At 59.9% G+C, this 22,378-nt stretch carries 24 protein-coding genes; 13 read left to right on the forward strand and 11 right to left on the reverse strand.

The window, feature by feature from the left end; translation table 11 throughout:
- The first annotated feature begins 143 nt into the window (after positions 1–143).
- Together HKD21_RS12485 and HKD21_RS12490 are read left to right on the forward strand one after the other, a co-directional pair.
- Complete coding sequence (locus HKD21_RS12485) at positions 144–398, forward strand: type II toxin-antitoxin system prevent-host-death family antitoxin (protein WP_016738627.1); 255 nt, start codon at positions 144–146, stop codon at positions 396–398.
- Positions 395–808, forward strand: coding sequence for a hypothetical protein (locus HKD21_RS12490; RefSeq protein WP_228121452.1), 414 nt, complete (start codon positions 395–397; stop codon positions 806–808). The genes HKD21_RS12485 and HKD21_RS12490 overlap by 4 nt, the downstream gene beginning before the upstream one ends.
- A 190-nt stretch (positions 809–998) precedes the next feature.
- Here HKD21_RS12490 and HKD21_RS12495 read toward each other — a convergent pair whose 3' ends face one another.
- From HKD21_RS12495 to HKD21_RS12505, 3 genes are all read right to left on the reverse strand, one after another.
- Entirely contained in the window at positions 999–1,616 is a 618-nt protein-coding gene (locus tag HKD21_RS12495; protein WP_194255970.1) for a hypothetical protein, read from the reverse strand.
- A gap of 225 nt (positions 1,617–1,841) precedes the next feature.
- The gene (locus tag HKD21_RS12500) at positions 1,842–6,938 is read right to left on the reverse strand and encodes a DEAD/DEAH box helicase family protein (protein ID WP_194255971.1); all 5,097 of its coding nucleotides are present in this window, start codon (positions 6,936–6,938) and stop codon (positions 1,842–1,844) included.
- Between the two features lie 122 nt (positions 6,939–7,060).
- On the reverse strand, positions 7,061–7,324 hold the full coding sequence (locus HKD21_RS12505; protein ID WP_062499596.1) for a hypothetical protein: 264 nt from the start codon (positions 7,322–7,324) through the stop codon (positions 7,061–7,063).
- Between the two features lie 363 nt (positions 7,325–7,687).
- Here HKD21_RS12505 and HKD21_RS12510 point away from each other — a divergent pair, with 363 nt between their 5' ends.
- Positions 7,688–8,200, forward strand: a complete 513-nt coding sequence (locus tag HKD21_RS12510; RefSeq protein ID WP_062499595.1) for a MucR family transcriptional regulator — start codon at positions 7,688–7,690, stop codon at positions 8,198–8,200.
- Between the two features lie 2 nt (positions 8,201–8,202).
- Here HKD21_RS12510 and HKD21_RS12515 read toward each other — a convergent pair whose 3' ends face one another.
- The gene (locus HKD21_RS12515; protein WP_407646575.1) at positions 8,203–8,793 is read right to left on the reverse strand and encodes a phosphoadenosine phosphosulfate reductase domain-containing protein; all 591 of its coding nucleotides are present in this window, start codon (positions 8,791–8,793) and stop codon (positions 8,203–8,205) included.
- A gap of 178 nt (positions 8,794–8,971) precedes the next feature.
- Here HKD21_RS12515 and HKD21_RS12520 point away from each other — a divergent pair.
- A protein-coding gene (locus tag HKD21_RS12520) for an IS3 family transposase (protein WP_194255972.1) occupies positions 8,972–10,158 on the forward strand; the annotation gives its coding sequence in 2 pieces (ribosomal slippage) (positions 8,972–9,242 and positions 9,242–10,158; 1,188 coding nt in all).
- A 10-nt stretch (positions 10,159–10,168) separates the two neighbouring features.
- Here HKD21_RS12520 and HKD21_RS12525 read toward each other — a convergent pair.
- Positions 10,169–10,489: a tRNA lysidine(34) synthetase gene (locus tag HKD21_RS12525; protein ID WP_228121454.1), complete on the reverse strand. Its 321-nt coding sequence runs from the start codon at positions 10,487–10,489 to the stop codon at positions 10,169–10,171.
- Positions 10,486–10,863 carry a hypothetical protein gene (locus HKD21_RS12530; RefSeq protein ID WP_062499591.1) on the reverse strand — a complete coding sequence of 126 codons (378 nt, stop codon included), beginning with the start codon at positions 10,861–10,863 and terminating at the stop codon, positions 10,486–10,488. The genes HKD21_RS12525 and HKD21_RS12530 overlap by 4 nt, the downstream gene beginning before the upstream one ends.
- Before the next feature lie 638 nt (positions 10,864–11,501).
- Here HKD21_RS12530 and HKD21_RS12535 point away from each other — a divergent pair.
- Positions 11,502–12,164, forward strand: a complete 663-nt coding sequence (locus HKD21_RS12535; RefSeq protein ID WP_062499868.1) for a ParA family protein — start codon at positions 11,502–11,504, stop codon at positions 12,162–12,164.
- 355 nt (positions 12,165–12,519) lie between these two features.
- On the opposite strand, the gene HKD21_RS12540 is transcribed toward HKD21_RS12535, so the two are convergent.
- Entirely contained in the window at positions 12,520–13,455 is a 936-nt protein-coding gene (locus tag HKD21_RS12540; protein ID WP_081105731.1) for a replication protein RepA, read from the reverse strand.
- A 457-nt stretch (positions 13,456–13,912) separates the two neighbouring features.
- Positions 13,913–15,361 (reverse strand): site-specific integrase, encoded by a 1,449-nt coding sequence (locus tag HKD21_RS12545; RefSeq protein WP_194255973.1) that lies wholly within the window; start codon positions 15,359–15,361, stop codon positions 13,913–13,915.
- 112 nt (positions 15,362–15,473) lie between these two features.
- Here HKD21_RS12545 and HKD21_RS12550 point away from each other — a divergent pair, with 112 nt between their 5' ends.
- Entirely contained in the window at positions 15,474–15,920 is a 447-nt protein-coding gene (locus HKD21_RS12550; RefSeq protein WP_194255974.1) for a hypothetical protein, read from the forward strand.
- 74 nt (positions 15,921–15,994) lie between these two features.
- Here HKD21_RS12550 and HKD21_RS12555 read toward each other — a convergent pair whose 3' ends face one another.
- Both HKD21_RS12555 and HKD21_RS12560 read right to left on the reverse strand, forming a co-directional pair.
- The gene (locus HKD21_RS12555; protein WP_228121456.1) at positions 15,995–16,648 is read right to left on the reverse strand and encodes a hypothetical protein; all 654 of its coding nucleotides are present in this window, start codon (positions 16,646–16,648) and stop codon (positions 15,995–15,997) included.
- Positions 16,649–16,787: 139 nt separating this feature from the next.
- Positions 16,788–16,976, reverse strand: a complete 189-nt coding sequence (locus tag HKD21_RS12560) for a hypothetical protein (RefSeq protein ID WP_194255975.1) — start codon at positions 16,974–16,976, stop codon at positions 16,788–16,790.
- A gap of 161 nt (positions 16,977–17,137) precedes the next feature.
- Between HKD21_RS12560 and HKD21_RS12565 the strand changes: the two genes are divergently transcribed.
- From HKD21_RS12565 to arsH, 7 genes are all read left to right on the forward strand, one after another.
- Positions 17,138–17,392, forward strand: coding sequence for a type II toxin-antitoxin system Phd/YefM family antitoxin (locus HKD21_RS12565; RefSeq protein ID WP_062106886.1), 255 nt, complete (start codon positions 17,138–17,140; stop codon positions 17,390–17,392).
- The gene (locus HKD21_RS12570; protein ID WP_194255976.1) at positions 17,392–17,820 is read left to right on the forward strand and encodes a type II toxin-antitoxin system VapC family toxin; all 429 of its coding nucleotides are present in this window, start codon (positions 17,392–17,394) and stop codon (positions 17,818–17,820) included. The genes HKD21_RS12565 and HKD21_RS12570 overlap by 1 nt, the downstream gene beginning before the upstream one ends.
- A complete protein-coding gene (locus HKD21_RS12575) occupies positions 17,813–18,058 on the forward strand; it encodes a hypothetical protein (protein WP_099282474.1) in 246 nt (81 codons plus the stop codon). The genes HKD21_RS12570 and HKD21_RS12575 overlap by 8 nt, the downstream gene beginning before the upstream one ends.
- Before the next feature lie 118 nt (positions 18,059–18,176).
- Positions 18,177–18,530, forward strand: coding sequence for an ArsR/SmtB family transcription factor (locus tag HKD21_RS12580; RefSeq protein ID WP_194255977.1), 354 nt, complete (start codon positions 18,177–18,179; stop codon positions 18,528–18,530).
- Positions 18,527–18,949 (forward strand): arsenate reductase (glutaredoxin), encoded by a 423-nt coding sequence (gene arsC, locus HKD21_RS12585; protein WP_062499621.1) that lies wholly within the window; start codon positions 18,527–18,529, stop codon positions 18,947–18,949. The genes HKD21_RS12580 and arsC overlap by 4 nt, the downstream gene beginning before the upstream one ends.
- Positions 18,949–20,244, forward strand: coding sequence for an arsenic transporter (locus HKD21_RS12590; protein WP_288144835.1), 1,296 nt, complete (start codon positions 18,949–18,951; stop codon positions 20,242–20,244). Before arsC ends, HKD21_RS12590 begins: the two co-directional genes overlap by 1 nt.
- A gap of 21 nt (positions 20,245–20,265) precedes the next feature.
- Complete coding sequence (gene arsH, locus HKD21_RS12595) at positions 20,266–20,964, forward strand: arsenical resistance protein ArsH (RefSeq protein ID WP_010505757.1); 699 nt, start codon at positions 20,266–20,268, stop codon at positions 20,962–20,964.
- Positions 20,965–21,147: 183 nt separating this feature from the next.
- Here arsH and nhaA read toward each other — a convergent pair whose 3' ends face one another.
- Entirely contained in the window at positions 21,148–22,353 is a 1,206-nt protein-coding gene (gene nhaA / locus HKD21_RS12600; RefSeq protein WP_062499618.1) for a Na+/H+ antiporter NhaA, read from the reverse strand.
- Positions 22,354–22,378: the final 25 nt, after the last annotated feature.

A 22,378-nucleotide genomic window follows, 5' to 3' on the forward strand; every position in this document is an offset into this window, starting at 1 on the left:
GCCCGGCCTGAGCCTTGCGCGGCTGGCTGGTTCGTGACAGCCCGGCCTTTCCTTCTTGTCCTTCCCCCTTTCAAAACACTCTTCCTTCAGAAATTGCATCAAATCCGTGAATGCTGTATTTTATGTAAATAAAGGAGAACGCTATGCGCACATTCTCGACAAGCGATTTGTCCCGCAAATCCGGAGACATCATCGCCAGCGCCCTGCAAGGGCCAATTTCAATTAATCAGCGCGGCAAACCACGGTTGGTCATGCTAAGTGTCGAACAATACGAGGCATTGGTGGGAAGCGCACCAGAGCGTACTGCCGGTGCCACTACGGAAATGCCTCAGGATCTGGTGCACGACGTAGCAAATGCGATTGATGGTTACCTGCTGGAAACCCGCACAGAACCATGAGTCAGACTTTTAGGCCCGGGATGGTTCTGCGATACCCCTATCTCTGGCATTGGCAGAGCGGGAGTGGCGAAACAGAAGGACGCAAAAATCGTCCAACGGCCGTGGCCGCAGTCTTTGTGGGACGTGATGATCGTCAATACGTTCTGCTCCTTCCCCTGACGACGAAACAACCCTCTGGGGCACGCATTGCAGTCGAAGTCCCGGCAACCGAGAAAAAGCGGGCAGGCCTTGATCAGGAATTGCGCCAATGGATCCTGTTGGACGAATACAACCTGGATCCGACCGCTACCTCGTATTACTTGCAGCACACGTCATCCCTCGGTCAGTTCAGTGATGCGTTCATGCGTCCCGTACTGACACAATTCCGGAAGCTTCTGCCTACGGCACGACGCGTTTCTCGCTATCCTTGAGAAGACCGCTTCCGCCTACATAGCGGTCGTTTAATCGGGATAAGAAGGTTTCCAAAAGCGGACGTAGTTTGAAGGCACTTTATCATTGTCCCAATGGAGGCGAGTGTCGCCTTCAATGAGTGACGTGCCCCTTGCACTCTCATATTCGATATTCCCAAAATATTTTTGTCTTCTACAGGATTCTCATTTTTTATGAAATAAGTCCTTGGCATATAAGATTTAATGGTATTATAGATCGTGGTTTACTCTTAAATTTATTTGGATAGTTTTGCATAATTCTATGCAGCTTGGACGCTTCTTTGGTTGTTTTGACTAAAACAGCGAGTATCTCAGATGGAAGCTTGAGATCCCCTTTGCTTCTCCATTCTCTCTCATGAACCCAGCTAATCCAATGCTCATTTTTTACTTCAAATCTCACCACCCGCCAAAGTTCATCATCGGGTATTTTAAGGGATCTTTTTTCATCGTCTGAAAGATACAAAACAGGACGGCATCCTTTTTTGTAGGAAGTCGCCTTGGTTAATACAATCCCATAAGGCTCGTACCGGGGCTTTTCTGGATCAGAATTTTCTGGGGTTAGAACATACTTCAACGAAGAAAATGGCACATCCATAAAACATGTGGCTTTATTAGGACCCTTTATAAACCCCCTGTTTCCACTCCCGATAATTTTTCCAGATTTAAGAATATTTATAAGATTTTTGAACGCAGACTGACCGCCTATAGATTTCGTATTCTTTGTCATGTGTAGTAGATACGGAGTCAAATCTGGGCGTGAGTTGAACGGCAATTCCGAAAAAGTGGTCATAGTTACCTCCATAGGGTATCAATTCCAAAATCTGTATTTTTGTATATCTAAGTGGTTCCGGTTGCGACAAGTCGTTTCTATCCTACTGTAGTGGTGTTCTCGTTGGGTACCAAACGCCAAGAGCGAAGGCGTCTGCTATCTATTCCGACAAGCTCGCTCCTTTGTCGTTCCTTTCTGTAAGGCGACTTTCCGCTCTCCCCGCATTTCTGACTATCTTCCCAATTTTCACGTAGCTTCGAGCGCGGCCTTTGCTTCAGCCTCTTCCGCTTCCTTACGGCGCTGTGTATCGGCTGCCAGATCCGCCTCAAGGGCCGCCATGGCCTCGCGTTTCTCCTGCAACAAAGCCGCCTCCGGGAACGCCAGACCCACACGGGCGCGATAGCCGGGCAGCTTGCGCTCGGCTTCCTCCACCTGACGGCGCGCGTCCGCCAGCTCCGCCTCGAACCGCAACAATGCGTTCTCGATCCGGCTGACCAGCCCGACCGGGCTTGTCTCGCGGTCGAAGTCCATGCCGAGGATCCGCCCGTCCAGCACAAGACCGAGGGTCGCGTCCCATGTCTCCTCGCCGTCAAAGCGGGTGCGCCAGGTCTCGCACAGGATCTCGAAACCGCCGATCGTGCCGAGAGTCCACTTGCCTTTCTCCCCGGACTGCGCGGCGAGACGGGCCTGCGAGAGAAGCCACTGGCCGGCTTTGTCACGCTCGGTCATCTCCCTATCCTTGCGCACCAGGCGGAACGCTTCACCGCGTGTCGGCTCACGCCGTGCGATGTCGTTCTGAAGACGCGGGATCACAGCCTCTGCCGTCTCACGGTCACGCTCGGCACGGTCAATGGCACGACGGACGTTATACTGGTCGTCGTGATGCGCGGCCTGCAACCGTTCCAGACGCGCCAGTTCGGCCTCCAGTCCCGCCTTCTGCATCAGGCGTTCATCTCCTGACGCAAGCGCCTTGGCCATGGCGAACTGGTTGGCTTCCGCCCCCACGTCTTCCAGACGGCGGATCGTCCGGTCTCCGGACATGGCAAGGCAGATGAACTTCTGCTTGCGCTCCAGCATCTGCCAGTTGGTCGCGTCCACCGACCCTTTCAGGGCATAGGCGTAGAGCTGGATCACCGGGTTCTGGTTGCCCTGCCGCTCGATGCGGCCTTCACGCTGGATGATGTCCGAGACCAGCCAGGGCACATCAAGGTGATGCAGGGCGATCAGCCGCTGCTGCGCATTTACCCCAGTCCCCATGGTCGCGGACGATCCGATCAGGATCCGCTTGCGGCCCGCGTTCATGTCGCGGAAGAGCGCCTGCTTGGCCGTGCTCTTCTTGTAGTGCTGCATGAACGCGATCTCGTCGCGCGGGATGCCCATGCGGATCAGCTCATCGCGGATCCAGCGATAGGCCGAGAAACCGCGTGTCTCCAGCGCGGATTCCGTGCCCAGATCCGAAAAGATCATCTGCGTGGCACCGGGCAGTTCGTACTCCCGTCCCGTTTCCGGGTCGGTGTAGCGATTGGCCGACGTGTCCTGCCAGATCTGGAAGACCTTGCGGATCATGACGTTCAGCTTGTTGCTGTTGTCATTGGCCGCCCAGTTCCGCACGAAACGCAGGTCGATGGCGGCGTGCCGGGCATCGGTAATGACGGACAGCAGGATGTCGTCGCCCTTCTGGGGCTTGCCCGTGCGCTCTTCAATCGTCTTGATCCGCTCGGCAAGCGTCTTCTGATACTCGCGGAAGGCATCCCCACTATCGGCCACGACGATCTCACGCCTGCCGCCCGCCACCTCTGGCAGTTTGACGTAGCGTCGCAGGTCGTCCTGCTGCACGACGTCGGCAAAGTCGCGATACATCGCCATCAGGTCGGCGACATTCACGAACTCGGAGAACCGCGTGACAGGCTTGTAAAGACCGCTCGGCTGAAGCTCCAGTTCCGTGCGGGTCTCGCCAAAACTTGCGGCCCAGGCGTCGAACTCGTGCAGACCACGCTCGACAAGGGCTGGCAGGTCCATGAACCGCTGGATCGAGAACATCTCCCCCAGGGTGTTGGTAATCGGCGAGCCTGACGCCATGACCAGAACGCGCTCGGGATTACGCTTGGCGAGGTAGCGCGTTTTGACGAACAGATCCCAGGCGCGCTGGCTGCCGTTCGGGTCGATCCCCTTCAGGTCGGACTGGTTGGTCCCGAAAGACAGTTTGCGGAACTGCTGCGCCTCATCCACGAGGATCTGGTCCACCCCGATCTCGCCGAGATGCACCAGATCGTCCTTGCGGCTGGACAGGGCTTTCAGCTTGGCTTCCATCCCTTCCTTCAGGCGCTCGATGCGCTTGCGCGACAGACGGTCATCGCGTCTCACATTCTCCAGAAGGCTTTCGTAGGAGGCAATCTGGTCCTCGACCATCTCCTGCTCGAACGCGCTCTCGACCGGCACGAACTTGAAGGCGTCATGCGTGATGACAATGGCGTCCCAGTTCCCCGTGGCCGCCCGGGCCAGGAAGCGCTGGCGCTTGTCCTTCACGAAGTTCGTCTCGTCCGCCACAAGGATCTGGGCGTTCGGGTAGAGCATCATGAACTCACGCGCCATCTGCGCAAGGCAGTGCCCGGGCACCACGATCATGCCCTTGGAAATCAGGCCGAGGCGCTTTTGCTCCATCACGGCCGCGCACATCGAGAACGTCTTCCCGGACCCCACCGCATGGGCCATGTAGGTGCTGCCCTTGGCGATGATCCGCCAGATCACCCGCTTCTGATGGTCGCGCAGGCTGATTGCTGTGCTCGCTCCGGGCAGTTTCAGGTGGGAGCCGTCGAACGTGCGCGGGACAAGGTTGTTGAACGCATCGTTATACAGCCGCACCAGACGCTCGGCGCGGTCAGTGTCCTGCCACACCCACGTCTCAAACGCGGTCTTGATCGCGGCCAGCTTTTCCTTGGCGGCCTCGGTCTCCTTCGTATTCAGCTCACGGTGTTCGCCGTTCTCATCGCGCCAGGTGTCCCAGATTTTCGGGCTGGCCTGATTGAGCGCATCGTCCAGCAGATCCCCGGCATGGCGGCGCTGTGTTCCCCAGACCGAGGTGGCCTCCGCCTTGCCGGAAAACCCGCTCTTGTCCACGCTCCAGGTCGCTACCTCCATCGTGTGGTGAATGGTCGTGCGAACGCCCATGACCTCTGCGACGAAAGCCTCGACATCCGGCACCGGGATCCACGGGGCTCCCAGACGGGCGGTGATGTCGGACGGGCGCAGGTCTTCGGGCTGGACCTCTTCAAGGGCGGCGACATTGCGCTGATAGCGTCGGTCGCGCTCGGCCGCCTCCCGGGCCTGCGCCAGCTTGGTGCGAACCGCGCCTGACAGGGCTTCGTCTGCCGTCACCCAGACCTCACGGCCACCTGTGCTGCGGATCGGGTCGAGATAGACCGAGGATCCGAGTTCGGCGAGCACCTCCTCACCCGGGCGGCCCAGAAGCTCCGCCATGCGCTCGACGTCCACGCCGCCTGTCTCATGCAGGGAGACCGCCAGCGCATCATGAGCGCCGTGAACCTCGGGCTCGGACGGCGCCTGAATCACGCGCTCGCTGAAGATCGGACCCGGACGGCCGGTCTGGCTCTTCTCGTCATACTCCTCGATCGAGCTGACCAGCCACACATCCGGATCGTCGTAGAAGGGCTGAAGGTTCGGGCGCCGCTGTGTGGACTTCTCCTCACCCGTCTCTTCATCCACCCGCGTTGTGGTGTTGGTGAGGTTGATCGGCCCGAACTGACGGGCAAAGGCCTGATACGCGCGTTTGAGATCCGCCTGATGGGCGCTGTAGGGCAGGTTTTCCACCTGTGCCCGAAGCACGAGCCGGGCCGCGTCCCTGACAGGAATCAGACCCTTGATGATCGCGGCGTGCTTCTGGAAGATCCCTTCTTTCTGCTCGCCTTTCTTCACCTTCACCAGCACGGTTTCGCCGTCAATGATCTGGTGCAGCACGCCCTTGTGCAGCAGGTAGCTCCCCTCTTTCAGCAGGGCACCGTCTGCGGCCGTTCCGACCTCGGCGGCGTGGTTATCCTGCACCGCCGCGACATCGAGTGTCTGCGGGACGGGGAAGCGGGCCAGCGAAGAGAGACGGCCAAGGGCCAGTGGCAGGGCCTCGTCCAGCATCTGGAGCGGATTGGCCTTGCAGGTGTATTCGGGTCCGAACTGACCGCTCGTCCAGTCGTGCCGGCCGAGAACCTGCTGACCGTTTTCCGCGAAATAGCGGTTGATCCGCAGTGGGCCTTCGCCCTGATCGGTGTCCTCCAGCGCCGCCACGTCCAGCCAGGTGGCATCGCCCGCATCCTCTCCCGGTGCGCGGCGGCGGAACACGAGCACGTCCACCACGACATCCGTTCCGGCATCGTCGCGCATGGCCCCGGCTGGCAGCCGTGCGCCGCCCACGAAATCGGCCGTCTCGAATATTGTGCGCCGTGCGCCGGCATCGGACTTGTCCATCGTCCACCGCGACGTCACGAACATCGCCACGGCTCCGGGACGCAGACGGGAGAGGGAGCGGGCGATGAAATAATCGTGCAGCGACAGGCCGAGGCGGCCCAGCTCGTCCGTGCCCCGGACCGTGCGGTTGCTGAATGGCGGGTTGCCGATGACCAGATCGTAGCGTTCCGCCAGCTTGGCCGTCGTGAAATCCTCGGACCGGACCCACTGGTTCGGAAACAGCTTGCGCGTGATCCGGGCCGTCAGCGGATCGTTCTCGATTGCGGTCCACGCGGTTTTCGGGGCCAGCTTCGGGGGCACGCTCGCCATGAAAAGCCCTGTGCCACAGCCCGGTTCCAGCGCACGGCCGCCCCGGAAGCCCATCTGTGCGGCCAGATCCCACATCGCATGGACGATCAGCTCGGGCGTGTAATGGGCGTACTGTGTCGCCCGTGCCAGACCCGCCCGCTCCTGCTGGCTGGTCAGTTCCTCAAGCTGGCTGCCGATCTCTTCCCAGCCCTGACGGAAGGCTTCGCCCGGACGGGGGAACAGACTGTTGGCCAGCTCCCCGGCTCCAAATCCCGTAAACTTCGCCAGCAAAGCCTGTTCGGAGGGCGTTGCATTGCGCCCCTCGGTCTCCAGTTCGCTCACGAGACGGATGGCGGCAAGGTTGTCCCGTGCGCGCGCTTTCCAGCCCTGGGACAGGGCACGTGTGCCACAGAGACGGAAATCAATCTTTGGCGCGATAAGCGGAGTGCTGGCGGCCTGTGCAACGACCTTTGCTGCCTCTTCAAGCGCCTTGTCTCCAGGTAGTTCACCCCAGAAAAGATTGGCGTTCGCGCCGCCGAGGGCGGATGTGTCGAAGAAGCTCAGCTGTGTCTTGCTCATGGGAATACTCCGGACAAGCGGCCGCGCCCGGTGCTGCGCTCGGCAGACCGGGGGGCCAGAAAAACAGAATGGTGGAACTGCGTGAGGGGCCGCGCCCGGCTCAGGCGTGCGGCATCAGGGGATCAGAGCGGTCCGAACCGAAGGCTGATCTGCTCGCGTTCATTGTCGGAAAGACGCGCCAGAGCCTCGCGATGGTATTCGGAACCGCAGCGCGCCTTCTGTGACACCCGCCACCAGGCGTGCTGGTCCGAACAGGTGACGCCTCGGATCTGGGTGTCCATGTTTTCGGGACCGCAGCCTTCGAGGATGGTCCAGCCTTCCTGATGGGCCTGAACCAGACTGAACTGCGATTGTGTGTCCGGGGACGTAAGGGCCAAGCTCGGCATCGTCGTCTTTCTCCTTTCCTGACCCTCTCCGGCAACCGCGGCGTCGTGCTGGGGGGCAAGGGCGACGCGTCAGCGTCGGGACCGCCCGGCCCGCAGCGCCAGCGAGGACACGGACGGACCCACCCCTTGCGGCACAGGGCGATCCCGTGGTGCCTCCCCTCCTCCCCCTTCCTTTTCTTTCCTCTTCTTCTTTTACGGTCCGCGTCTTCTGCGATGTGTGCTCTCACGATCAAAGAAACATGACCGTGTTTCGAGGCGGCTCAGGGAACTGTTAAGATCTGAAGCAGTAATACTCGTAACGACTTGCAGTCATGACCTGAAAGCGCCATGTCCAAAGCTCTTCCAGAACCTTGAGGGACATTTATGACCGACCTGATTGAGACCATTGCACACCCTCATGCTGATCTTCTGCCACTCACCGCCGACATCGTGGCCGCCTATCTGTCGCAGAACGAGCTTTCCGCCGACCATCTGCCCGCGCTGATCCGCAGCGTGCACGACGCTCTCGCGACCCCGACCACGCGGGAGCCTGTCGCGGAAGAAGCCCCGATCCCCGCAGTGAACCCGAAGCGCTCCGTGTTTCCGGATTACATCGTCTGCCTGGAAGACGGGAAAAAGCTGAAGATGCTCCGCCGTCATCTCAAGACGGCCTACAATATGACGCCGGAAGAGTACCGGGCCCGGTGGGGCCTGCCGCGCGAGTATCCGATGGTCGCACCCAGCTATTCCGAGAAGCGGTCGTCCCTCGCCCGCGAAATTGGCCTGGGCTCTACGCCCCGTGCCTCGGAGCCTCAGGAGCCTGTAACGCAGGAGGAAGAACATCCTCCGGTAAAGAAGCTTCCCGAGAAACGTCGCGTCCGTCCGGCTCGCGCCTGAGACTAGACCGGCCCTCCCCCGGTGCCGAAGGCTCCGGCCGGGAGGATCCAGTCCTCTGTCAGAACTGTCTGCAACGGACGGTCTGACAGGCAGGCGGCGACCAGGTCGGGCCGCGACCGGGCTGCCTGAAAGACCGTCCCCTCGGACGACAGCTGTTCGAGCCCCCTGTCACGTTTGATTGTGCAGCCGAAGTCCTTTTCATATCTGACCAGTTTCGCAAACCGGTTCGCATCCATCCATTTCAGGGTGGCGAACTGGTCTGCATTGCCGAAGATGCAGAACGCACAGGACAGGCGCGAAAATCCGGCCTGATAAGGATAGGCTGGCATGACGCGCCAGCGCTTGAGAATGTCCCAGACCTCCGCCTCGGACCAGGCGTGCACGGGCCTCCAGTGGTCGACATACCGACGACGACGCGTCCCGGTTCTCGTGTCGGTGCGGTGAGGCTCAAAAGCCGCATAGCGCGCCCGTGCAGGACTTTCCTCGGCGCGCTCGCCTGTCACGACCAGGGTACGACGATTGAGAAACCTGTCCTGTCCGCGCAAGGCGCGATCCGCCACATCAACCTTGAGGCTCGCCGAGCACCAGCGCACGGAGAGGCTGGCTGAGACCTGGGGGAAGCGCAGGCGTGTCCCCTCTGGCCCCTGCCCTCCTGTTCTGACGACCCCGTCAGGCGTTTCAAAAACAACCGGAGCTGTGGGCGTAGAGAGGTGGACCCCATTTTTCAGACAGGGGCGTAAGCTATAGACCGGCCTGAGAGAGGACGGATTTATGGGTAAGGTTACGCGCAAGAGGTATTCGGGCGAGTTCAAGTCGCGGGTCGCGCTGGAGGCGATCCGGGGCGAGCAGACGCTTTCGGAACTGGCGTCGAAGCACGGCGTGCATCAGACGATGATTGCCCAGTGGAAGCGCCAGGCAGTTGAGGGCATGGCGGGCATTTTCTCTGGCAAGGCAACACCGGAGACGGCGGCCAGTCCGGCCGATGTGGAAAAGCTTCACGCCAAGATTGGGCAATTGCTGGTGGAACGGGATTTTTTGCGGGATGCCTCTGTTCGGTTGGGCGTGATCAGAGGCGGCAAATGATTGACCTGAAACGGCCTCGGCTTTCCGTGGTGCGGCAGTGCATGCTGTTGCAGCTTAACCGGTCAGGCGTCTACTACCGGCCCGTGCCGGAGAGCGACGCGAACCTCGCGCTGATGCGGTTGATCGACGCGCAGTTTCTGGAGACGCCGTATTACGGGTCGCGGCAGATAACCCGGCATTTGCGCAGGTTGGGGCATGATGTCGGGCGCAAGCGTGTCCGCCGGCTCATGACGATCATGGGGCTGCGGGCGATCTACCAGAAGCCGCGCACGACAGTGCCGCATCCGGCTCATCGAAAATATCCCTATCTGCTGCGGGATCTTGTGATCAATCGGCCCAATCAGGTGTGGTGCTCCGATATCACCTACATCCCGATGCGGAAGGGTTTTCTGTATCTCGTGGCCATCATGGACTGGGCCTCGCGCAGGGTCCTGTCCTGGCGGCTGTCGAACACGATGGATGCCGAGTTCTGCATCGAGGCGTTGCAGGAGGCCCTGATCCACTACGGCGCACCAGAGATTTTCAACACCGACCAGGGCTCGCAGTTCACGACCCCCCGGTTCACCGAGGTGCTGGAGAAGCGTCAGATCCGCATCAGCATGGACGGGCGGGGACGCTGGCTGGACAATGTCTTCATCGAGCGCCTGTGGCGATCCCTGAAATACGAATGCGTCTACCTGCACGCGTTTGAGACCGGTTCGGAACTACGGGTCGGGCTCACATCATGGATCGCGCATTACAACGGGCAACGTCCACATTCAGCATTGGCTGGACGAACGCCCGACGAGGCGTATCATGACGTGCCGACGCCATCTGGTTTGGGGTTAACCCCAAACCAGATGGCCAACAGCAACGCCGTCAAACAGGCGGCATGACAACAACCGGCTATAGCTTATCAAGCCCACAAAACTGTCCGAACGGACGGGGCCACCTCTTAGTATCCCGCAGCATTTCGCGCTCGAAGCCACCCTCGCGCCAGGAGCGATAGAGCGGCAGGTTGAAGTCGCATGCGAGGGCAGCGACATACGGACCTGTGGAGGGCCAGTCCATGAAGGACCGCCCTGCCCCATCCACCTCGTGGTGCCAGAGTTCGATGCGCTCGACCGGAGCACCGGCTTCCAGCAGCGCAAGCAAACAGGCTGTGCCGTCCTTGCCTCCGGACACAGCGACGATGATTCTGTCATAGGACGCGAGATCAGGGCTCATGATGCCCACCGACTGACCGGGGAGCCTGTCCGCACAGAGCGGCACATCAGAGCCTGGGCGATCGGGCGTTCCCGCAGCAGCAGCGGCTTTTCGTGGCGACCGTCCCAGGTCAGGCCGTCGCACCGTTTGAGCAGCCCCATCTGGACGGCCGCTTCGTCGCGACAGGCACACACACGCTCATTGCCACCTGAACTGCGGCGGCACGGCTCATCCGCTGGTGCTCCACAGCCGGCGCAGGCAATCGTCAACGCTGGATCGCCCTCTTTCCAGTGCGTGTTGCAGCGGCGGCAGGTTGTGGGCTCCTGCGTGTCGGTCCAGCGCATCGGAGGCCGGCCACGGGGGGTTGGAACATAGGGAAACTGATAGCGTTGCATGATGCTCGATCCATCTCTGGTTCTTCAGACATCCTTGCGACGGCGTGTCGGGCGACCGGGGTGCAACAGTGCCGCGCAGCGGCAGGATCGGCGTCATCCGGACCCACGCGCAGGCGGCGCAGCCGGCGAGCATGGGGAGGACGGACGGCGACCCACCTGTTGCAGCACGGGCGACCGACAGGCAGCGGCTCCTTCTTTTATCCTCCTTCTTTCTTCATCTCCTTGAGTAACGCGGCACGGCTGTAATGACGTAACGGCGTCATTACGGAGCAGGGGTGCTCGCAGGCCACAGGCCCAACGGCGCGGGCCGGTCCGCAGCGTATCGTTACGGCTTTACGCAATGACGCCGTCCCTGCCCAGGACGGCCGGCGCCCACTTCCGCGCGAGCGTAATGACGTAACGGCGTCATTACAGCGCAGGGGCACTCGCAGGCCACAGGCCCAACGGCGCGGGCCGGTCCGCAGCGTATCGTTACGGCTTTACGCAATGACGCCGTCCCTGCCCAGCACGGCGGGCGCCCACTTCCGCGCGAGCGTAATGACGTAACGGCGTCATTACGTGATTACGTCGTTATGGGGTTGCGTAATGACGTAACGCCATTGTAGAAGGTCTTCATATCAAGGGAGAGATATAGATAAATGCCAATCCTAACTATTGCCTCCTTTAAGGGGGGGCCCGGAAAAACCACCCTGTGTCAAATAATCTCCGCGCGTTGCGCAGCAGACGGTCTCGCAGTCGCTGTCATTGACGCCGACCCGACTAAGGCAATGTCGGACTGGCATAGCAGCACTTACGAAGGAAAGCCCTTTACGTGCGTGGCGGAAACTTCTGAGCGCTCCATTGCTGATCTCGCTTTGAGGCTAGACGACACCTCTGACCTTGTCTTGATCGACACTGCAGGCTTTGGAAACTTGGCCGGAGCAGTAGCGATGACCGTGGCAGACCAGATCCTCGTTCCGTTGACCGCTGGCGCAGCCGATTTGAACCAAGCTGAAGAGACGATCAAGCAGGCGAAGGGCCTTGCGTCGGCAGCGCGGCGCAAAATCGAGGTTCGCGCGATAATGAACCGCCTCTCTCGCACAAACCTTACAAAGCACGCTGAACAGGAGCTGCGCGACGCAGGTATTCCCACCTTGAAGGCGTCAGTCTCACATCGCACAGCGTTCGGAGAGATTTCCTACTCGGGTACCATTCCGGCTAAAGGTGCGGCAGCCGACGAAGTAACCGCTCTTATAGCCGAGTTGAAGGCGATTGGCTGGATTCCGGAACGCACTAAAACCCTGAAAGGGGAGGGTATCTAATGGCGCTTAAACCTCGAAAAAGACCGGATGCCAGCGAAATCACTGCTGCAGCCCTTGGCAGGGTCAGCACTGACGGTGGAAAATCGGTGCCAGTACCGAAGACCCGAGCAGACCAGGCACTCGAGACCGCTCGCAGCGTAAACCCGCGGCTTCCGCCAGCGGAGGTCGTCCCAGAGGACAAAGCCGTTAACCACAACATGCGTGTGCGGACGAGCACTCTCCGGGCTTTGGGGAAAGCCGCAGAAGAGCACGGTATGACCGTGAAGCAGTTTATTATGCGAGCTGTTGCGGACAAAGGAGTTGCTGTCGCGCCAACAGATCTCGAGAATGGGAAAATAACCCCCTGGCGCGATCGCTAGGCTGGTTTTCGCGTGAGAAGCCGAGGTTTTACCGGAGGAGGGGACTGATGAAGAATGAGTCCTTCGTCTGTGACCTCTATTTTTGCATCTGGATAAACGGCTAGCGCCAAAGCCAGCGGCTTCTGCCATTTCGCCTTGAAGTGATACAGTTCTTTATAGCTAGGGCCGAACTGCGCCTTCAGTGCCGCCCATGTTACAAGACGTTTTTGGGTTAGAACATGGAGCCGGTATGCCAACCATATATATATGTCCAGCGCAGCCGAATTATTAGCGATGGCCCTAACAGCCGCTTCTTGAACGGGGACAGGGTGCTTACGAAGCTGCTCAAAATATCCTTCTGAAAGCTTTGCTACTTCGAGATAACTCTTGTCACTATGCGCTCCGCCTTCAGAAACGAAAAGTGCTCCATCAACAATGGCCTGATTTACGAGAGCGCTTGTTCCCGTTTCATTGTTATGGATGTGGAAGCTCAGGCGACATCTGCTAATGCGTTCGGCTTGGTCTCGGACTGAGCGTGCTGAAGAGCCACTAGGCTGAATACCTATCCGCTTAATCCACTGCCGAAGACTTTTACCTAATTCAATTTCTCGAGAGTTCGTCCTTATCGCTTCAGTTTGCAGGAAAAGTAGAATTAGCCGAGCATGCGCCCCAAAGGGTACGCCTACATGCTCTAATTCATCTGAATTTGGGATAGGCTTTATCCCAGGCTGAATGATTAGCTTTACGCGATCCGAGGACATTTGCCACGCTTCATGGGCGGGCAATCGTCTGTGAGGTAAAGCGCATTGAGCCCACCCTGAGTAAATGAAACCTAGGCCGTTCTCTTCATCAGCCATGTATGCTGATGCGGCTTCGACTACGTCTCGATCTAAACCTAAGGCTAGGACGCCTTGCTTACCTTGAGCTTCTAAAAGCTTATGGATAGTCGTCACACTGCTAGCCCTTGAGCATCCTCATAGAGTTTTTATTGCACACCATCGCATGAATGGAGGTGTGTGTTTTGGTGAGGAATAGAGGTTTGTGGTGTGTGTTTTGGTGAGAGGCATGGTTTTTGCAGATAACCGTAGCCGAAAGCCCGCTTCTAACGCTGCGCCTCCCCAAGCGTGATAGAAAAGTGTGTGTGCTTTGGTGAGCGTTTTCCCAAAACTGCGATATTTAGTGGCTCGTCGGGCTAAACGACCGCTTTTGTGTGATTTGGTGAGACGAACTATTTCTTATTAGTGATTCTATTATTAGTTTCCTCACCAAAACACACGTAGCAACATCAAAAAGTCGCTGTTTCCCGTGCCCACCTTCTCACCAGAACACACGCTATCATCACCAAAACGCCTGACTGGGTTGGGAGAAGGCTCTTTTCGTCCTCACCAAAACACACACATAGGGTCAAATTTAGAACCGACTTCGCCCTGGATGCTTGGTCATGGCATCCTCGACCTCGATATATTTTTCCACCACGCCGAAGGTCTGGTGGCGGGAGAAACGCTTGAGCGAGACCAGATCCGTGCCGTCACGAGCTCCTGTGGTGATCGCGCCACGTCGCAGGCTGTGCCCGCTGAAATCGCCTGTCAGTCCCGCATCGAGGCAGCGCTTCTGAATGATGCGGGCCACAGACCTGTCAGACAGCGCCTCTGAACCCATGGCGGGCAGGGCAGGGGGCTGACCGGCCTCGGCGGCTGGCGGAAGCCACACGCGCCGGAAAACCGGTCCCTTGGCTTCTTTCAGTCTGGCCGCGCGTAGCCACGCCTCATACGCCCGAACCGGGCAGAGACCGGTAATCCCCCTCGGGATCGCCACCTCGACACCCTGACTGGTGCGATCGCCCTTTGAGCGGTCCAGCCGGATCCGCATCCCGTCATCATCGAGCGCCACATTCTCCAGGCACAGCGCCGCCACTTCGGACCGTCGGAGGGCGCCAGCAAAGCCGAGCAGAAGAATGGCCTTGTCCCGAACGCCCACCAGATCATCCGTATCGATCTGCTCGATGACCTCGCTCAGCAGATCCCAGGTCAGTCCCTTGACCTGACGGGACGCGCTTCCCGTCGACGTCCTGCGAATACCGGCAACAGTTTCGGACACCAGGGCATGGGATGTCGGGACGGAAACCTGAGCGATATGGTGCAGATAGCGCAGTGCAGCACGGTGCAGATCCACCGTCGCGGGTCGCTTCTTCTGCAGCGCAAGATCAGCCAGATAGGCGGCGACGTCCTCGCTGCGGGCGGGCAGGGCAGGGAGCCCATGTCCTGCCGCCCATGCGCACCAGGAGCGCACGGCCGAGCGATAGGTCCGGCGTGTGTTCACTGCCTTCGCCGCCCGGGAATAGGTCTTCGAGGCGCGCTCCGCCGTCACCAGCGTCCCGTCATAATCGGGCAGGGCCTCGTCGGTCAGGGCATCGAACCACTGCAGGACCGCGCCAGACTGCTGACCCAGAGGAGAGGCCTGCGGCGCCAGCGTGGCCGCCTGCGATCCCGCCTTGCGCCGTCTGGCGGCCTTCGGCCTGAGCCAGGCGACGAACACCGGTTCGGGTTCGAGATCCAGAGCAATCGCCAGTTCGTGCCCGGAGGGCAGGGCGGTCAGATGGGCATTAGCGATGGCCAGTGCCTCCTCTGCCGTCTCAACATCGGTGGACAGGACCGTGTCTTCGGCAAATTCGTTGTCGCGGTATTCGATGCCGCGAATGACCAGAGAGAGATGAGGGGAGAAGCGACCGGTCGAGAGAAGGGCCACCGCTTCTGTCAGATCGCCGGCAGGAAGCTGCTGGCGGGTCTTCTGGTCCAGCCGGTCCAGGAGGGCCTCACGGGCAGCCTTTGCCGAGCCTGCGATGTGAAGATGGCTGAGCATGAACGCCTCCGCGAAACCAGAACCTGACTTCTGATAGCACGAAGCCGGGGTAGGGCAGAGAGGAGAACAAACACTGTCCAACGCAGGCCGGAAATGTGTTAACGAAGACTGAATGCCGATCCGACCGGAACTGAAGCCGCTTTACCCCTCTAACTGGCCTGAACTGAGCCGACAGGTGCGGTTCGAGCGGGCAGGGGGTGTCTGTCAGCGCTGCGGCCGGCCGCATGGACATCACCTTCAGGTGCTGCCGGGTGGCCGGTGGAAGCATCCGGAGACGGGGCACTGGTTCAATGGCCGGGGCAGGCGCATCTCGCCTCCGGACCTGATCGAGCACCTGCAAATACGACAGACGAAGGTGGTTTTGGCAGCGGCCCATTTGAATCATGATCCCACCAGCAACCGGCGGCGCAATCTGCGCGCGCTGTGTCAGCGCTGCCATCTGCTGCACGACCGGATGTATCATCTGGCTCAACGACGCCTGACCTTGCGACGGCGCCTGGCGCTCGGGGATCTGTTCGAAGGTCTGTATCGGGCCGGGGTCCCGCCTCTGCGCCTGTAACGGGTCAGATCAGGTACCCGACTGGGCCGCGACGTTGATCTCCAGCCGGAGTGGGGAAGGGAGTGATCTGTTTCCTATCGCTCACCGATCAGATGTTCAATGTGCGTAACGTGCCCGGCCCTGACGCCAACGCGCGTCTGCGCCTGCCGCACGAATTTCCGGTTCAGCTCGCGGGCCAGCGTTTCGCCGTCCCTGATCGGCACAGCACTGTAGGTTCTGATTGCCCAGGAGATATCGCACTGCCAGTCGGTATGGCGGCTGCGCGTATGCCACTGCTTCATGGCCTGTTCTCCGCATCGCGCCGCTTCGGTGTGGTTCCAGCCATTCACCTCTGCCATCCAGGCCAAAGCGGCATCCTGCCGGCCCTCGGTCATGGTCTTTCCCCAGTGACGCACGCCATGGCAGTCCGGACAGAGAGAAATCACCCCTTTGAGGGTCTGGATCCGCCGCTCGTCGTCATACGCCCATCCTTCGTCAGCTTCGACCGGCCATTGGGGGCCCCGTCCTCCGCACACCCGGCAACGGGATCCGGATCGCGCATAGGCATCCTTCCGGATCCGGTTCCAGTCTTCGGGCGCCAGGAAGGCGCGAAGATTAAAGCCCCACAGAGCCTGCGGCACCATCCACGGGCGGATGTAGGGGGCCTTGCGGTCCGGCCGATACCGGTAGAGCGTCGAGCTTGTCCCGGTGCGCCATCCAGCACTTCTGCTCCCCGTTGAACGTGGCACCGCCCCGGGCTGCTTCCTTACGGCGCTCAAACGGGACGCAAAGAGGAATGAGTGTCGTCAAGGCAATCACCACAAAAGGGACGGCCGAGCATGGCCGCCGTGGAAAGAGGGAATGTCGGGGCGCTCGGGATATATCCCGTCATTGCTGCTGGGACGACCCCGGATCACCCTCCCGCGTCGGGGCCACGCTCGCGTTTCTCTCAGTCGCGTCAGCAGAACTATCCCTCGGCCGCGGGCTTTCCGAAGAGGCTGTGCGGCTGCGCGCCTCCGCCACGAGGCGTTTCACGCGCTCGACTGCCATTGCACCACCATGCTCCATCGTGTTCATCGGCTTTCTCCGTTCAGAATGTCAGCTCCAGATCGGGCACCTGCCCTGTGAAGGACACTGGCTGGCCCGTTTGTGAGTGCAGACCGGAAGAGCCCGATTTCCATGGCGCTGCCTGCTTCATTGTAGTAATGTCGCTACATAAGAAACAGGAGGCTCCCGAGATGACTGTCACCACATTTTCCAGTCGTGAGTTCAACCAGGACACGTCCCGGGCGAAAAAAGCTGCCGTTGAGGGGCCTGTCTTCATCACCGACCGCGGCAGGCCGGCGCATGTTCTGCTGAGCATCGACGACTATCGCCGGCTGACCCACAGACCGCGAAAGATCGCGGATGCACTCGCCCTGCCTGGTGCCGAAGATATCGACTTCGATCCGACGCCCATGACCCTCGGCCTGCGTCCCGCGGACTTTGGCTGATGTTCCTGCTGGACACGAACGTTGTTTCCGAACTGCGAAAGGTGCGGGCGGGCAGGGCCGACCCTAATGTCGCCAGATGGGCAGAGCAGGTGGAGGCCGAGACCCTTTTCCTGTCTGCCGTCACCGTCATGGAGCTGGATGTCGGTGTCATGCGGATCGAGCGCAGGGATCCCGCCCAGGGAAGCGTTCTGCGGAACTGGCTGGAGAACTACGTGCTACCCGAGTTTTCGAAGCGGGTACTTCCCATCGATCTGGCGGTCGCCCGCCGCTGCGCTCACCTGCATGTTCCGGATCCGGGCCCGGAGCGCGACACCCTCATCGCCGCGACCGGCCTGGTACATGGCATGACGGTTGTGACACGGAATACGAATGATTTCCGGTATTCGGGGGTGCCACTCCTCAATCCATGGAAAGCACCGCATGACTGATCACCGGCAAGACTGCAGCATGGCCGATTGTGAAGCCCTGTTCGTCGAGGAACTGAGGCAGTTCGTGGATGCCTGCGCGTATATCAACGCCGCCCTCCCGAACGAAGCGGAAGACGCCCCCTGGACAGTAACGATGCATCGTCTTGCAGCGAGCGCTGCTGAGGCAGCGGAGAACCTTGAAAATCCCTCCGCAAGTAAGATTGCCCTATGGGCAGATGAGGCAATGAAAGTCCGCTAATGGGGGTAAGCGGAATGTCTGGTCTGAGCAGAAAAGTTGAGGAAGCCGACAGTCGTGATCTCCGTTTCCTCACACAGGATAGCTTGACTTACGACAATACATCCACAATACCGGATATATGGATACAGAATCTACCCTCGCAGCCCTGAGCGCCCTGTCGCAATCCACAAGACTGGAGATCTTTCGCCTGCTGGTGCGCTACGAGCCGGACGGATTACCCGCCGGAGATGTCGCGCGGCATCTCAATGTCCCACAGAACACGATCTCGGCCCACCTCGCCACCCTGACCCGTGCCGGCCTGCTGACCTCGCAACGCGATAGTCGGCTGATCGTCTATCGCGCCTGTCTTCCGCGCCTGCGTGACCTGCTGCTTTTCCTTGTCAGGGACTGCTGCGCGGGCAGTCCCGAACTCTGCGCGCCTCTAGTCGCGACCCTGTCCTCCTGCTGTCCCTCCCCGGAAGCCCGCTCATGACCATCACGATCTATCACAACCCGGCCTGCGGCACGTCGCGCAACGTTCTGGCACTGATCCGCAACAGCGGCGAAGAACCCCGGATCATCGAATATCTGAAAAAGCCTCCCAGCCGTGCGGAACTGGTCGATCTGATCGCCCGTATGGGCGTTCCGGTGCGCTCGGTCCTGCGGGAAAAGGGCACGCCCTTTCACGAACTTGGCCTCGATAATCCGACCCTGACGAACGATGCGCTGCTCGACGCCATGATCGCACATCCGATCCTGATGAACCGGCCGATCGTCGTCACCCCCCTCGGTGTTGCGCTCTGCCGTCCGTCCGAGACGGTTCTGGACATCCTGCCCAACCCCCAGCGTGACGCGTTCGCCAAGGAAGACGGCGCGAAGATCGTCGATGAAGCCGGAAAACGGATCGTCTGATGCTGGCTCTTGCCATTTTCATTGCTACACTGGTTTTTGTCATCTGGCAGCCTCGGGGGCTGGGCATCGGCTGGAGCGCAATGGCAGGTGCCGCCGTGGCCCTGGCGTCTGGAGTGATCCACTGGCACGACATTCCTGTCGTCTGGCACATCGTCTGGGACGCGACCTTCACCTTTATCGCGCTGATCGTCATCTCGCTATTGCTGGATGAGGCCGGGTTCTTCCATTGGGCCGCCCTGCACGTCGTGCGCTGGGGCAAAGGACGAGGCCGGACGCTATTCCCGCTGATCGTGGTGCTGGGAGCGGCCATTGCAGCGGTTTTCGCCAATGACGGCGCGGCCCTGTTGCTCACGCCCATTGTCATTGCCATTTTCACTCAACTCCGCCTGAGCCATACGGCAGCCCTGGCCTTCATCATTGCGACCGGCTTCGTCGCAGACACCACAAGCCTGCCGCTGGTGATTTCCAATCTGGTGAACATCGTCAGCGCCAATTTCTTCCGCATTGCGTTCGATCGCTATGCCGCCATCATGGTCCCCGTCGATCTGGTAGCACTTGGTGCAACGCTTGCCGTCCTGTGGCTATGGTATTGGCGGCAGGTGCCTGCGACCTATCCCGTCGCCGAACTGCCAGCACCCACCACGGCCATTCGTGACCACCATGTATTCCGGGCGGCCTTTCCGCTGTTGGCCCTGGTTCTGGCGGCCTATTTCCTGACCGCACAGTTTCATATCCCGGTCTGTGTCGTAGCCTGCCTGGCCGCCGGAATCCTCTTGCTCGTCGCCGGATATGGCCGGGTCATCCCTGTTCTCAAGGTGCTGCGGGGTGCCCCATGGCAGATCGTGATCTTCTCGCTGGGTATGTATCTGGTGGTGTATGGCCTGCGCAATGCCGGGCTGACCGACTACCTTGCAACCGCACTGGTCTGGCTTGGTCATCAGGGGACGTTCGCTGCCACGATAGGCGCCGGCTTTCTGGCGGCTGTTCTGTCGTCTATCATGAACAATATGCCGAGTGTGCTGGTCGGGGCGCTGGCGATCCAGCAGGCTCACGACATCACGCCGCTGACACGCGACCTGATGATCTATGCCAACGTCATCGGCTGCGATCTCGGGCCGAAATTTACACCGATCGGCAGTCTCGCCACGTTGCTGTGGCTGCATGTGCTGGCATCCAAAAATCATCGGGTCACATGGAGGCAGTATATGAAGGTCGGACTGGTGATCACCCCGCCCGTCCTGCTGGCAACACTCGCGGCGCTGGCCCTATGGCTGCCCCGGATCAGTCACCCGTAATACACGACAGGACCGATATATATGACCGAACCTGAGCTGCCAGCCTTGCATCCGGAGTATCTTGAACCGGTCGATCTCGCGCGGCTGGAACCGCAACCGCGTGTGGACCATCCGCCGCGTATCCTTCTGCTCTATGGCTCTTTGCGTCCCCGCTCGTTCAGCCGCCTGCTGGTGCTGGAGGCAGAGCGCATTCTGAAAGTCCTCGGCGCCGAGACACGGGTGTTCGACCCGACCGACCTGCCGGTAGCGGATTCCGTGCCCGCGACCCATCCGAAAGTGCAGGAACTGCGGAAACTCTCGATCTGGTCGGAAGGTCAGGTCTGGTGCAGCCCCGAACGGCACGGCAACATCACTGCCGTGTTCAAGAACCAGATCGACTGGCTGCCGTTGTCCGAAGGCTCAATCCGCCCGACGCAGGGCCGTACGCTGGCGGTCATGCAGGTTTCGGGTGGATCGCAGAGCTTCAATTCCGTCAATGGCCTGCGGGTGCTGGGCCGGTGGATGCGGATGTTCACCATCCCCAACCAGTCCAGCGTGCCAATGGCCTATACGCAGTTCGGTGACGATGACCGCATGAAGCCGTCCCCCCTTTATGACCGGATGGTAGATGTCATGGAGGAACTGATGAAATTCACATGGCTGCTGCGCGACCGGGCCGACTATCTAGTGGACCGCTATAGTGAACGTAACTCGGAACACCGCTTGCCTGAAAAGCTATGAGCCGGGCTGGCGCGCATTTCTGGCATACGACGTCGGCTTATCAAAACCCTAAGCGACCCACCTTACGACCGAGATGAGGGCGACCGCCGCTTGTCCGCACGGCTCCTGTTGAGCGGACAAGCGGTTTAGGGGGGACAGCAGAATGTTGGCTCCGAGTGGTATCTCTCTCGTACCGGACATCCTCTATTGAGAAGGTAGCCGGTCGTGTTGGGGTAAGAAGCGTAACCAGAGCCACCCCATCAGGGCAGACAAAACAGAGCCGGCAAAGATGCCCATCTTGGCTGGGGTCACAAGATCTGATCCGGAAAATGCCAGATTTGCGATAAATAGACTGATCGTGAATCCAATGCCACACAGCAGCGAAAGACCAAACAACATCCCCGTTGGCGTTTCAGCCGGAAGCGTGGCGATCTTCAGATGGGTCGAGAGTATTGTTACACCAAAGACGCCGACCGGTTTGCCAACGATCAGTCCTAACATAATCCCGAGCGGAGCAGCCTCCAGCATCATGTCCGGATGAACGCCAGCTAGTGAAACACCCACGTTCATGAAACCGAACAGCGGTAGAACGACCCAGGTAACGAACGGGGTCAATGCAGAAGATGTCCGATCGAGTGGCGTAGCCTGTCTGGCATCCATTCCTGAGGTGACTGCCGGAAGGCATAGGCCGGTGATGACCCCAGCAAGCGTCGGGTGCAGACCGGAATCCAGAAGCGCCACCCACAACAGAACGCAACCGGTGCCGTAGCTCCAGAGGGTTCTGATCCCAACCCTGTTCGCGCCGACCAACGCTGCAGTCACGATCACGACCGCGATCAGCGCCGGCCAATACAGAGCGCTCCCATAAAACAGGGCGATCACCACAATCCCCAGCATATCATCGAAAATGGCAAGCGCCATCAGCCAGGCCCTGGCTCCCGGCGAGACATGCCTTCCAAGAGCAAGGATGATTGGCAACGTGAACGCAGCATCCGTTGCAACAGGAACGGCCCAGCCGCGTGTCGCTTCTGGATGCCCGCATGTCACCAGCAGATACGTCAGGGCAGGCACGATCATTCCACCCAATGCTCCGATAAGCGGAAGGGCGATGCGGCGTAGTGATGAGAGGTGCCCAGATACAATTTCCTTTTTGATTTCGAGAATGACCACCAGAAAAAACAGGGTCATGAGCCCGTCAGAGACCCAGGCGTCAATGTTTTCTGGCCCCCGCTTTCCCAAGATGGGCAATTTCATGGGCGCTGTTATCAGGGTGCCGTAACCCGACGCCCATGACGAATTCGCCAGGACAAGACCCAACAGGGATGCAAGCATGAGGACAGACGCCCCACCTGCGGGAGCGGCCAGAAAACGTCGGATATGCACTGTGGGCGCAACAGAAAATTTGCTCATTTCTCTTTGTTGAATGAGACAGGCT

This window comes from Gluconobacter cerevisiae (assembly GCF_015244675.1).
GTDB classification, from domain to species: domain Bacteria; phylum Pseudomonadota; class Alphaproteobacteria; order Acetobacterales; family Acetobacteraceae; genus Gluconobacter; species Gluconobacter cerevisiae.